Origin of the sequence: Arcicella rosea, assembly GCF_040543805.1 — a bacterium.
In the GTDB taxonomy this organism is placed as follows: domain Bacteria; phylum Bacteroidota; class Bacteroidia; order Cytophagales; family Spirosomataceae; genus Arcicella; species Arcicella rosea.
In genome coordinates, this window is sequence record NZ_JBEUMS010000004.1 from 1 (window position 1) to 12,434 (window position 12,434).

Annotated in this window: 11 protein-coding genes and 1 pseudogene; 1 reads left to right on the top strand and 11 read right to left on the bottom strand. The window is 33.1% G+C overall.

All coding sequences use genetic code 11. From position 1 onward, the window contains the following. Positions 1–133 precede the first annotated feature (133 nt). The 11 genes and pseudogenes from murA to asnS all read right to left on the bottom strand — a co-directional run bounded on the left by murA (position 134) and on the right by asnS (position 10,508). Positions 134–1,441, bottom strand: a complete 1,308-nt coding sequence (gene murA, locus ABID42_RS06195) for a UDP-N-acetylglucosamine 1-carboxyvinyltransferase (RefSeq protein WP_323260049.1) — start codon at positions 1,439–1,441, stop codon at positions 134–136. A 65-nt stretch (positions 1,442–1,506) separates the two neighbouring features. Further along, positions 1,507–2,271 (bottom strand): annotated as a pseudogene (locus tag ABID42_RS06200) (DUF4290 domain-containing protein); the annotation flags it as partial. Positions 2,272–2,382: 111 nt separating this feature from the next. Beyond that, positions 2,383–2,742, bottom strand: coding sequence for a diacylglycerol kinase family protein (locus ABID42_RS06205; protein WP_367282905.1), 360 nt, complete (start codon positions 2,740–2,742; stop codon positions 2,383–2,385). 21 nt (positions 2,743–2,763) lie between these two features. Then, on the bottom strand, positions 2,764–3,420 hold the full coding sequence (locus tag ABID42_RS06210; protein WP_367282906.1) for a DUF1361 domain-containing protein: 657 nt from the start codon (positions 3,418–3,420) through the stop codon (positions 2,764–2,766). A gap of 381 nt (positions 3,421–3,801) precedes the next feature. Next, complete coding sequence (locus ABID42_RS06215) at positions 3,802–5,292, bottom strand: DUF4153 domain-containing protein (RefSeq protein ID WP_367282907.1); 1,491 nt, start codon at positions 5,290–5,292, stop codon at positions 3,802–3,804. Between the two features lie 81 nt (positions 5,293–5,373). Beyond that, a complete protein-coding gene (locus tag ABID42_RS06220; protein WP_323260057.1) occupies positions 5,374–5,673 on the bottom strand; it encodes a winged helix-turn-helix domain-containing protein in 300 nt (99 codons plus the stop codon). A gap of 50 nt (positions 5,674–5,723) precedes the next feature. Continuing rightward, positions 5,724–6,335: a hypothetical protein gene (locus ABID42_RS06225; protein WP_323260059.1), complete on the bottom strand. Its 612-nt coding sequence runs from the start codon at positions 6,333–6,335 to the stop codon at positions 5,724–5,726. Positions 6,336–6,413: 78 nt separating this feature from the next. After that, complete coding sequence (locus ABID42_RS06230) at positions 6,414–7,061, bottom strand: hypothetical protein (protein ID WP_367282908.1); 648 nt, start codon at positions 7,059–7,061, stop codon at positions 6,414–6,416. Then, positions 7,048–8,433, bottom strand: coding sequence for an ATP-binding protein (locus ABID42_RS06235; RefSeq protein WP_367282909.1), 1,386 nt, complete (start codon positions 8,431–8,433; stop codon positions 7,048–7,050). Before ABID42_RS06235 ends, ABID42_RS06230 begins: the two co-directional genes overlap by 14 nt. Before the next feature lie 84 nt (positions 8,434–8,517). Continuing rightward, positions 8,518–8,982, bottom strand: coding sequence for a nuclear transport factor 2 family protein (locus ABID42_RS06240; protein ID WP_323260060.1), 465 nt, complete (start codon positions 8,980–8,982; stop codon positions 8,518–8,520). Positions 8,983–9,077: 95 nt separating this feature from the next. Continuing rightward, a complete protein-coding gene (asnS, locus tag ABID42_RS06245) occupies positions 9,078–10,508 on the bottom strand; it encodes an asparagine--tRNA ligase (RefSeq protein ID WP_367282910.1) in 1,431 nt (476 codons plus the stop codon). A gap of 423 nt (positions 10,509–10,931) precedes the next feature. On the opposite strand from asnS, the gene rpoN reads away from it, so the two are divergent. Next, complete coding sequence (gene rpoN / locus ABID42_RS06250; RefSeq protein WP_323260065.1) at positions 10,932–12,389, top strand: RNA polymerase factor sigma-54; 1,458 nt, start codon at positions 10,932–10,934, stop codon at positions 12,387–12,389. Positions 12,390–12,434: the final 45 nt, after the last annotated feature.

Below are 12,434 nucleotides of genomic sequence, written 5' to 3' on the forward strand. Positions count from 1 at the left end.
GACGAATCTTGTAGTTTGTACTTTTACCAGTTTTTAAATTTAATTTTGCCATAAAATGTTACCGTTGGAGGGCAACCTATTTTAGGCAATGACATAGATTCATTCATAATTCATAATTCAAAACTCATAACTATTAAAGTCTCACAATTTCAGCGCCGATGGCATTCAGACGAGTATCAATGTTTTGATAACCTCTGTCAATTTGCTCAATGTTTTCAATGATTGAAGTACCTTTTGCCGACATTGCAGCGATTAATAATGAAACCCCAGCACGAATATCTGGTGAAGTCATTCTGATTCCTCTTAATTGTTGTTGACGATTTAAACCAACTACTGTTGCACGGTGTGGGTCGCAAAGAATGATTTGAGCACCCATTTCAATCAATTTATCCACAAAGAATAAACGGCTTTCAAACATTTTTTGGTGAATCAATACAGTTCCTTTCGCTTGAATAGCAGTAACCAAAACGATACTTAGCAAATCTGGTGTGAAACCTGGCCAAGGATGATCAGAAACAGTAAGCATTGAACCATCAATAAATGTTTCTAATTCGTAATGTTCTTGTGAAGGCACATAAATATCGTCGCCTCTGATTTCTAATTTAATACCCAATTTTTGGAATACTAAAGGAATAATGCCTAAATCTGGAATAGAACAATTTTTAATCGTGATTTCAGATTGAGTCATTGCCGCCATACCGATAAACGAACCAATTTCAATCATATCAGGAAGCATGGTATGTTCTGTTCCATTCAATGATTCAACGCCTTCAATGGTTAATAAATTTGAACCAACGCCTGTAATTTTAGCGCCCATTCTATTCAACATTTTACAAAGTTGTTGCAAGTATGGCTCGCAAGCTGCGTTGTAAATCGTTGTTGTGCCTTCTGCTAAAACTGCCGCCATTACGATGTTAGCTGTACCAGTTACAGAAGCTTCGTCTAAAAGCATGTAAGCTCCTTTTAAATGAGAAGCATCTACTTCATAAATTCCACCTTCTTCTTGGCTATAATTGAATTTTGCACCCAATTTCATAAAACCATAAAAGTGCGTATCCAAACGACGGCGACCAATTTTATCACCTCCTGGTGAAGGGATTCTTCCTTTTTTAAAGCGTGCTAAGGTTGGTCCTAATAACATGACCGAACCACGAAGAGCCGCCGCTTTTTTCTTGTAAGTTTCTGAATTTAAGTAATCTAAGTTTACTTCTGAGGCATCAAATTTTACCGAAGATTCTGCAATGCGTGTACAACGAACGCCCATATCGCCAAGTAGGTCGATTAATTGATTCACATCTCTGATATTCGGAATGTTATGAATCGTTACGGGTTCTTTTGTTAATACTACTGCACACAAAATTTGTAATGCTTCGTTTTTTGCTCCTTGCGGAATAATTTCGCCTTTCATTTGGCGACTACCAGTTACTTTGAATGATGCCATGTTTAAACCTTAAATTGTCTATCTATAATTTGAGATAAGTATTTTGGATTTACCTAAATCAAAAACTATCTTCTATTGCGATTGTTGCTATTATTATTGTTGTTACGATTATCGTTTCTTCCACCATTATTGTTATTACGATTATCGTTTCTTCCACCGCTATTTCGGGTATCTCCACCACGATTACCGTCGTTTCTTCCTCCAAAATTCTGACGACCACCACTATTGTTATTTCTGTTGTCGTTTCTACCTCCATTGCTACTTCCGTGTGTATTTGGCGGAGTAGGGCGATTGTTGGCATTACGTAAATTTCCTAACGATGAATGCCCTGAAATAGCATGAACGATAGGAGCGAGCGTATTGTTAGAAATTTCAAGAATATGTCCCCAAATTACTTCATCATCAACTACTTCACGATTCCAGTTTTGATAGAAAGTTTTCATCAAACGAGCGATATGAGCAACCAAAATGCGTTTTTCATTATCGTCTGTTTCTGCAATCGCTCTAGCAATCAACAATTCTACGTTACGACCATAATAACGGTAACGTAAATGATGCGTGTTATAAGGAACAGTTTTTGGAAGTTTACCAACAGCATCTGGTGATGGTGGAGGGAAGGGACTATCAACATCCAACTTAAAGTTTGACATGATGTATAAATCATCCCAAAGTTTGTTGGTATAATCTTGCGTATCACGCATATTTGGGTGAACCTGACGCATCAATTCAACCAATAAATAAGCATATTTAGTACGCTTTTCTCTATCTTGAACCGTCAGGATATGGTTCACTAATTTCTGGACGTTGGTTCCGTATTCTTTCATGATATAATAAGGACGATTTGCGGTATTCGTCGTGAATGGCTATTGCTAAAAGGCAAAAATAGGAATATTTATTCAATGAATTTCTGAAAGCCATAAAACTTTCAGCAAGATGAATATTTAAAGTGAAAGTTTAGGGAAAAAGATGATAATTCCTACGATTACAGAAAAGATTGACGCAATTAAAACCGCCGCCGCCGCAATATCTTTGGCTTTGCCTGCCAATGGGTGAAAATCTGGAGACGCCAAATCTACCAAAGCTTCAATGGCTGTATTGATAGCTTCCAAAATCCAAACTAAAGCGATTGCCAGTGCAATCCAAAGCCATTCCTGAGCAGAAAGTTCAACATAAATTCCTGTTGAAATAACCACAATACTTGCTAAAAGATGAATCCTTGCATTGTTTTCAGAAATCACCATCGTGCGTATTCCTTTAATGGCAAATGAAGTACTTTTTATGAATTTCTGAAAATCAATCATTTTTTAATTATTGCGTTAAAATTACTGGTCATTCAAATGAATCAAACTGTGAAGCATACAATAAGCTAAACCTATAAAAATCGAAAATTCAAAAGTCATTAAAATGGCAGTTGGATTACTGAACGAATGTAAAACATATTTTAATAATGCCATAGGATGAGTAAATAAATCCCAAGAATTAAAACGTTGAATTCTTCCTAAAAATACTCCGTATCCTGAAAGTGTTACAGACGTTATTACAAAAAATATACTCCAATACTTCGAAAACGTAGTTGCCCAAATTTTCTGAATCCAATACAAAGAAAGTAAACCGCAAATTAAACTCACAAAAGCATAAGTATAAATCATGATTTGATGATGCCAATACGAATTGCCATTATATGGATGTAGATGAACCAAATCGGTAATGATATAAGGTGCGTTTGGAAAAAATAATAGCCATAAAAGGCTAAAAATCAATATTTTGTTTTTTGAAAGGGACTTCTCTTTGATTTGTTTATTCATGTACAAAATAATGAAAAGGGGAATCCAAGCTAAAAATAAATTCCAATTAATTCCTATCAAATAAGTATTATGAAGTACAATAGCTTCAAAAAGAAATAAAACAACTGCTAAAGCAGACATCAGCCCCAAATTGAAAAGTACTTGTTGGCGATTACTCTCTTTGTAAATCTTCATGTTTGAAATAAAATAGATTGTAAAAACAAATATTGATAATTGAATAAAAAAAGAATAACGAGAAAATAGAAACAAAATCTTTGATTGATTCAAAGATGGAAATCTTTGTAAAAGTAATATCCACCATAAAAAATGTTAAAAAATAACAACAGCATATTGCAAAATAATAATAGGTTTTAAAATCGACCTTTTTTAAATAGCTAATTAAAAACAGGCATGGTTCAACAAACAATAACTGAACAAAAAGTGGGATGAGGACGAAAAAATAAACTGCCAAAGTCAGCTCTGTATCAAAATTGAATCCACCGTTAAAAACAAAGTAAATGATAAAATATACCAAGCCTGATAAAATAGGCGATAGAACAAATGCTTTTACTTTCATTATTTATTCAATTGTTTAAAAATCTGCTCATCTGCATAACTCCAAGATTGCCATTGTTTGGCTTTATGTTGTTTTTCAAAGGCTTCAATTTGCTTCAGAATAAATACTCTTTGTGTAATAATAGGTGCAGATTTATAGTATTCATCTTCTTTTAAATAGGTGTAATTGAACACTTTGGTATCAAGATTTACTTTTGGATGTATCAACAATGTTTTTAAAGCTGGCAAAGTATTGTCGCTGAGATTCAATAAATAAGTTACGTCTAATTGATTCGCTTTGCTGATATTATAAGAAGCAATGAGGCTATCCCAATTTGTGAAACTACTGACAATTAACAGGAAGTAAGCAAGCCAAGAATTCTTTCTTAATAAAAACCAAATCGTTTTTTGATGAAGTACTTTCCAGAAAGTACTGATAAGTCCTGCCATCGTTAATATCAAGAAAACATATACTCCGATTCTTTTATAGGTTAAACCGAATTCGTTGATATACAATTGGTTTTTAAAAATGACCCCAATAAGCAAAAGCGTATTTTGGAAAACCCAGATATAAGCAAGTCTTTTTAACCACTGATTTCTTGAATAAAAATTCTGATTTGCCCTGAAATAATATAAAATAATGCTGATAGCGAGAATAGAGCTAAAAATCAACGTATTTACTCCTTGATGCACATAAGCCGAATGATGAAGTCCTTCGGGTAATTTTTGGTCTGAAAAAATGACAGAGAAATCAACAAAATTGAAAAAAAGTAAGAGTAAATTCAGCATTGAAAATACGATAACACCTTTTGTATTTTCAATTTTTAGAATTGTCAATTGGAAAATCTTTTTCTCTTTTTGTTTATTTCTGATTAATGTATTGGGCAATGAAATATCCCATTCAGTTAATTTTTGATCGAAAAATTGATAATAAATGCCAACACTCATCATCGCTCCAACCAGAAAAAATAAGCAAAACTGCAAAGAAATAATATCTTTTGGCAATTGGAAATAACTGCCAAATTCAGGATTTGCAGAGGCATATAATAAATAAAATACAAAAGTGATTAATAAAGGAATAATATAAAATGCCGTAGTTTTCTGGATGGAAATACCTTTCTTTTCTTGCTTTGTTTTATTTAAGAAGTACTCGTCAAAGCTTTCAAATATGATTTTAAATGATGAAAAAGCAATCGAAACAAAACCTTTCAAGAAGCCAATATAAACACTGCTATTTTGATGATTACTTACTCCAATCAATAAAGTTAACGAACAGAAATTTGCTATTATTGAAAGGTTAGAATGATGAAAAACAATCATTCCTGCTGACAAAACACTTCCCATAGCTACAATTTGCCATGCGTTGTTCTTGGTTAAATTTGGTTGGGTAATTAACATGCCAACGATGACGATAATCGTAAAAATCAAGAAATTAATTCCTGCCGATTGTTGATAAAACAAATAGCTAAAAGCTATTGCAGTAAAGGCTAATAATGTTTTTCTATTATTCATGGTAGTGTATTTTGCAAATTACTTTGAATTTCAAAGTAATTAATGATTAAAAAAACGAATGCAAAAGATTCGTTGAATTGATTATAAAGTGCCTTTGATAAGTATTTCCAAAGCATTAAGATGTTCCTGAAAAGCCTGTTTTCCTTCGGCAGTTGCTTGAAAGGAAGTATTGGGCTTTTTGCCAATAAAAGCTTTGCGCACTTGGATGTATTTTTCTTTTTCCAAAGCAGTAATATGCGATGCTAAATTACCATCAGTAACATTGAGTGTTTCTTTAAATTCATTAAAATCTACCCAATCGTTTACCATTAAGATAGACATCACGCCAAGCCTTACACGGTTTTCAAAGGATTTATTTATGTTAGAAATAATAGTTTGCATAATGTTCAATCTGATAATTTTAGGTAAAAAACAATTATCAAATTTTCAAATCAAGATTCATATTTACGGTACATCACAATGCCATAAATAATGTGTAATGCCCCAAAACCAATCGCCCAAAATAACAAACCAAGCTTCCATTGGTCTAAAACTCCGCAAATCAAGCCCAGTACGATTTCAATATAGCCTAAATATCGAATGTCATCATAAGTATATTTTGAAGCATTCACAACGGCTAAACCATAGAAAACCAACGTAGCAGCATCAATTAAATGTGGAGCATGTTTAAGTAAAATTAAGCAGAATAAACCACCCGTAACCAGTGGAATCGCCATGTTTAGTAAAAGTCTTTTAGAAGTATTATCCCAAATTTTTAAGCCTTTGCGTTTGGCATTTCTTAGACTAAAATAGATTGCAAAACTAAGCGAAAGAATTAAAACAACGATTCCATCAACGACAATATATTTTATCAGTGGGATATTGTCTTGTAAATTCAAATAAGTACTTGGGTATTCATCAAGGATTCTTTGGTAGGCTAAATAAGCACCTATCAAGGCAAAAGTGCCTGCGAATATTCCCGATAGTCCACTCAGTGAAATAAATCGGCTTGAACGTTCCATCATTGAACGTATGTCAGAAATATCTTGTAGATGTTGGTTCATGTTTTCAAATTACTTTGTATTGCAAAGTAAGTAGCAAAAAAATAAAATTCCAAATGATTTATTTTATTCTTTGGAATTTTATTGAAGACTAAGATTCCGAAGAGTCATTTCGTAGGCGGTGACATATTCTTTTGCAGGCTCAGGTTCTAAGCCAAATTCAATGGCTTTGATTCGCTCCAAGATGTATTGTTTACGCCAATCTTTCACATAGTTTAAGCCTAAAATATCAATTATATCTTCGATACGTTTGATTAGATTTTCATCAAGGATTGGATTTGGATAAAAAATATGTTCTTCGTGATTGTAGGCTAATAATTCAAATGGATTGTAATTTGGACTGTCTGGTTTCAGAATATTATCTGCTGTTTTCGTACTTTTCTTTCGGTTGATTTTACTTTCAACCATCAATAAATTATCCCATAACCATGCTTTATTATCTTTTAGACTTTCGTCAAAATGCTCTAATTCTCCAAAATGAAAAGGTATTAGATTTATATATCGCCCATCTTCCGACCATTTATCTTGTTCAAAACCATTGAGTAAAATAGCTTTTTCAGTATAAGCACAAAGACCATTTTGGCAATGGTAAAGATTCATTACAATATCTTTATAGAACTCAAATGCACTTGAATTATACTTTGGATGATTTTGATGATTATTTTCTAAGGCTTCTTCCCATGCTTTATAAGCTTTAGAAAGAATTGTAGATTTATCAATTTTTCTCATTTTGTTTTAATTCCCAATTTAAAAGTGTAGCCAATTTTTTATATTCTTCAAATTTTTCTTTCTTGTCTTCCAAACTTAATTCTTTGTTTTTTAACTGACTTTCTAAAGTTGCAATACGGACTAATTGTTTGTTTCTCAAATCATTACCTTCTTGGTCTAAATCAAATACTTTTTGTAAAATGCCTGTCCAAGTTAAGTATTGCGGATTGATGGTATAATTATCAACGTGTCTTCCTTTTCCCTTATCATAATATAGCTCTTGATACACATTGCCTTCGTTATTGAACTTCAATTCAACAATCTCCCAAGGTTCAAAAGAGGAAGCCAGCAAAGGCGAATGTGTAGCAAAGAAAAATTGTGAATCTTTTGCCATACTCGTATAAAAATTGACAATTTCGGCTTGAATATCTGGGTATAACGAACGTTCGGGTTCGTCGAAAAGGATGATAGCTTTTTCAGGTTTTAAACCATAAAGTGGTAAAGCAGTCAAAATCACTTGTTTTGTACCAGTACTTAGCCCTTCAAAAGGAATGTCTTTGCCTTGTTTTGTTTGGATTTTGATGGTTTCAATATCTTCTGTTTTCTCAAAATCTAACTCTGTTTTTACTTTTAGGTTAAAACGATTGAGGATTTTATCTAAAAAGTTATTAGCCAAATAGACCAATGGATTTGGTGATTGTTTTCGCCATGCCAAAAAATCATTCCTTGAGATAATGATGTCTTCTTGAGAATATTTTGGATTTTGTAACAACTTAGAAAGTTCAAGACTTTTTTTGATTTCTAATTCTCGGTCTTTAATAATAGCTTCATTGATAGTTGCCCAACTACTTTGTAAATCATAGTTACTGAAATCGTAAAAATTTTTGTTTAAGGAAGAAGAATTCTCTGATTTTTCCTTTTTGGGTTTATTAATTTTAGGTATTTCAATGTCTGAAGGGTAATAGAATAATTTGAAATGATTTGTTAAAAAATAATTGATATTGCCGTCTTTACTATTGTTATAGTCAATCCAAAAATCACCGCTCATATCGCTCGTATTTTTAATGAAATGAGCAGTTAGTTTATTGTCAAATGAAAGTTTGATGTTTTTTAACAACAATTCTTTAATTCTATCAAATATCAAATATTCATAATCAGATAAGCTAAAAGCAAAAGCATTTTCGCTATAAAATTGTGCTTTTACATTTACAATAAGATAAATTGTCTGATTCAAAATCTCAATCAAACTAGTCTTTCCAGTCCCGCTTTGTCCAATAAAACATACTTTATCTAAAGCTTGCCCAGCTTTTGGATGTCCTTCTGGATAAGTTAAATCCAACCTGAAGTCTTTAAATTGATTGTATTCTTGGATATATAATTCTGTAACTTTCATGGAGTCTATTTTGTATTTCAAATGCAAAATAATTAAAAAAGGTCAGCTTTCTGGGCTGACCTCTAAAATTCTTGGTTTTATACCTTATTCACACTTCCGACGAGTATCTGCCAAAGCAATAATTTTCCAACCGTTTTCGGTTTTGTAAAATTGAAAGGCATCTACACCGCAGTGTTGGCGTTTACCGTTTACATATAATTCGTAGGGCGTCCAAGCGGTTGCCATATTTCCATCAATTCTGATTTCGTAACTTAATACTCTTTCTTCAATTTGCACGCTGGCTGGCAGAGAACCAATTTGTTTGATAAAACCATCCGCATTTTCTTCGGTAGTCAAAGTCATTAAATTAGTTTTGCGATTGATGCCAATTGATTGCATTCTGATAGAAGGATGAAAAGTAGCACGAATCATCGTTGAATCGTGTTTTTGCATGCCTGTAAACAATTGTTCAACGACAGCTTGAACAGCTTTTTCTTCAGAATTTTGTGCGGTAAGGGCGAAAGTAATGCCCAAGAAAAGAAGCAAAAAGAAAATAGAATTTTTTAGCATTGTGGTATCGTTTAGCATTGAAGTGAATAAGTAATTTAGGGATTAATTTACTGAAAAATAATCACTAAATCACTCATTCACTCACTCACAATTACTTAAAATTCTGCTGATTTCGGAGTACGTGGGAAAGGAATTACGTCACGGATGTTGGTCATTCCTGTTACAAACATTACTAAACGTTCGAATCCAATACCAAAACCTGAGTGTGGTGCTGTACCAAACTGACGAGTTTCCAAATACCACCAAATCGTATCTTCATGGATACCAACATCTTTAGTACGTTGTAATAATTTTTCGTAATTATCTTCACGCTGAGAACCACCGATGATTTCACCAATGCCTGGGAACAATACGTCCATGGCACGAACCGTTTTTCCATCTTCGTCAAGCTTCATGTAGAATGCTTTGATGTCTTTTGGATAGTTCGTTAAAATCACTGGTTTTTTGAAGTGTTTTTCCACCAAGTAACGTTCGTGTTCAGATTGTAAATCAATTCCCCATTGAACTGGATATTGGAATTTACCTTCTTTATGACGTTTCGATGATAATAAAATCTGAATCGCTTCTGTATAAGTCAATTTTACATAATCGTTATCAACCACAAAACGAAGTTTTTCAACTAAAGCTAATTCAGAACGTTCTTCGGCTTTTTTAGTTTTTTCTTCATCTTTCAAACGATTTTCAAGGAAAGCTAAATCGTCGGCACAGTTTTCTAAAGCATAATTAATAACATATTTTGTAAAATCTTCCGCTAAACGCATATTGTCTTCTAATTCATAGAAAGCAACTTCTGGCTCAATCATCCAGAACTCAGCCAAGTGACGAGCAGTATTTGAGTTTTCAGCACGGAAAGTAGGACCGAAAGTATAAACTTTCGATAAAGCCATCGCTCCTAATTCACCTTCTAATTGTCCAGAAACCGTTAAATTAGTTTCTTTTCCGAAGAAATCTTCTTTATAATTTACAGAACCATCTTCGTTCAATGGTGGATTTTTCGGGTCTAAAGTGGTTACATGAAACATTTCACCAGCACCTTCTGCATCCGAACCTGTAATGATTGGCGTATGTAAATAGAAGAATCCGTTATCGTTGAAATATTTATGAATCGCAAATGCCAACGAGTGACGAATACGAAGAATTGCTGAAAAAGTATTAGTACGTGGACGCAAGTGAGCGATTTCACGCAAGAATTCTAAAGAGTGTTTTTTCGGTTGTAAAGGATATTTCTCAGGGTCGGCAGTGCCATAAACCTGAGCCGTTTTTACTTGTAATTCTACTCTTTGTCCCGAACCTTTTGATTCAATAAGCGTACCCGTAACGGCAACACATGAGCCCGTAGTTATTAATTTAAGCGTATCTTCATCAATTACACCCGGTTCAGCAACAGCTTGAATATTATGAATAACAGAACCATCATTGATATTAATAAAAATCACATTAGGTTGTACACGTTTTGTTCTTACCCAACCTTTTACAGTTATTTCTTCGCCAACAAGGGCTTCGGCTAAAATTTGCTTGATTTGCATTGCTATAATTTCGGATTTTGGATTTTACATTCGTTCTTCAACAAACAAAAATCACTCGTACTAATCATTTTCTAAGATTCAAAATTACTTACAATTCTTACAATTACCGAATTAGAGTGTATTTTTCGTGGTTTAATAATTCAAGAGATTAAAATTTTCTTCTCGAACGTTAGTATTTTGGAGTATTTCCTTTTTTTATTTTTCCCTAAAATAGCTTAGCAAAGACGGATTCTTTAAATGAATGAAAAGGCTAAAAAAATGATTGCTAATATTTTATGTATTTTTGAAGGAAATAAATTAATAATTAGCACCAATTTGTCATTAAATTCAATAATTTTGGCAAGATAGTTGTTAAGAGCATCTTCTTGTTTTTGTCAACTAATACCTTACTGTTTTATGATGCCCAATCACTTTTAATACTTTATGCAAAAACTTAGTCTTAATCAAAGTCTTCAACAAAGGTTATCTCCACAACAAATTCAGTTTATCAAACTGTTACAGATACCGACTTTTGAATTATCCGCTCGGATTGAGGAGGAGTTAGAAATAAATCCTGCTTTAGAAGAAGGGGCTGAAATTGAAGTAAAAGAAAGTGATGAATACGATGATGATTTTGATGATTATGCTGACGAAGAATTTAAGGAATATGATGATAGAGACATTGATGTAGAGTCGTATTTGAGTGATGATTACAATGGCTATAAAATGCAAGGGGATGGAAATTCGGATGATGAAGATAGAGAAATGCCCATTGCTATGACATCAAGTTTGAACGATCATCTTATCTCGCAATTGGGTTATTTGAAATTAGACGAACAACAAGAAATTATTGGAAAACAATTGATTGGTTCAATTGAATCTGATGGATATATTCGCCGACCATTACAAGCTGTTGTGAATGACTTGGCTTTTACACAAGGAATTTATACGACCATCGAAGAAATTGAAGTAGTTTTAAAGCAAATTCAAACTTTTGACCCTGCAGGCATTGCCGCTAGAGATTTACAAGAATGTCTTTTATTACAATTAGATAGAAAAGATATTCATGACCCTTTTGTTCAAGATGCCATCAGAATTATTGAAGATAGTTTTGAAGAATTTTCAAAAAAGCACTATGATAAAATTCAAAAACGTTTAGGAATTGATGATGAAGAATTGAAACAAACTATCAAACTCATCACCAAACTAAACCCAAGACCTGGCGCTGCAGAAGAAGATGGAGGCGTAATTCAATTCTTATTGCCAGATTATATTTTAACCAATTCAAATGGAAAATTAGAGCTTTTTTTAAATGCTAAAAATGCTCCAGAACTCAGAGTAAGTCATTCCTTTCATGAAATGCTGGATACTTACGACAAAGGGGATAAAAATAACAAAGCTATTAAAGAGACGGTTACTTTTATCAAACAGAAATTGGATTCGGCAAAATGGTTTATTGATGCCATCAAACAAAGACAAAATACTTTGTTGAGAACAATGAAAGCCATTTTGGACTATCAAAAAGAGTTTTTCTTGACAGGCGATGAGTCTAAATTACGGCCAATGATTTTGAAAGATATAGCCACACAAATTGATATGGATATTTCAACGGTTTCGAGAGTGGCAAGTAGTAAATCTGTTCAAACAGAATTTGGTTTGTATCCTTTAAAATACTTTTTTTCTGAAGGTATTGCTACAGATTCAGGTGAAGATGTTTCGAGCCGTGAAGTGAAAAATATTTTGAAAGAATTAATTGATAATGAATCTAAAAAGAATCCACTTTCGGATGATAAATTAGAAAAATTCTTGAACGAAAAAGGCTATAATATTGCCAGAAGAACCGTTGCCAAATACCGTGAACAATTAAATATACCAGTGGCAAGGCTTAGAAAGCAGTTGTGAGAGAGCTTTCAGCCGTCAGCTTTCAGCTTTCGGCAATATTTTCTG

What these genes read in the sequence shown, in the direction of transcription:
- murA (WP_323260049.1), bottom strand. Translation starts at nt 1,441, where the DNA reads ATGGCATCATTCAAAGTAACTGGTAGTCGCCAAATGAAAGGCGAAATT.
- ABID42_RS06205 (WP_367282905.1), bottom strand. Translation starts at nt 2,742, where the DNA reads ATGATTGATTTTCAGAAATTCATAAAAAGTACTTCATTTGCCATTAAA.
- ABID42_RS06210 (WP_367282906.1), bottom strand. Translation starts at nt 3,420, where the DNA reads ATGAAGATTTACAAAGAGAGTAATCGCCAACAAGTACTTTTCAATTTG.
- ABID42_RS06215 (WP_367282907.1), bottom strand. Translation starts at nt 5,292, where the DNA reads ATGAATAATAGAAAAACATTATTAGCCTTTACTGCAATAGCTTTTAGC.
- ABID42_RS06220 (WP_323260057.1), bottom strand. Translation starts at nt 5,673, where the DNA reads ATGCAAACTATTATTTCTAACATAAATAAATCCTTTGAAAACCGTGTA.
- ABID42_RS06225 (WP_323260059.1), bottom strand. Translation starts at nt 6,335, where the DNA reads ATGAACCAACATCTACAAGATATTTCTGACATACGTTCAATGATGGAA.
- ABID42_RS06230 (WP_367282908.1), bottom strand. Translation starts at nt 7,061, where the DNA reads ATGAGAAAAATTGATAAATCTACAATTCTTTCTAAAGCTTATAAAGCA.
- ABID42_RS06235 (WP_367282909.1), bottom strand. Translation starts at nt 8,433, where the DNA reads ATGAAAGTTACAGAATTATATATCCAAGAATACAATCAATTTAAAGAC.
- ABID42_RS06240 (WP_323260060.1), bottom strand. Translation starts at nt 8,982, where the DNA reads ATGCTAAAAAATTCTATTTTCTTTTTGCTTCTTTTCTTGGGCATTACT.
- asnS (WP_367282910.1), bottom strand. Translation starts at nt 10,508, where the DNA reads ATGCAAATCAAGCAAATTTTAGCCGAAGCCCTTGTTGGCGAAGAAATA.
- rpoN (WP_323260065.1), top strand. Translation starts at nt 10,932, where the DNA reads ATGCAAAAACTTAGTCTTAATCAAAGTCTTCAACAAAGGTTATCTCCA.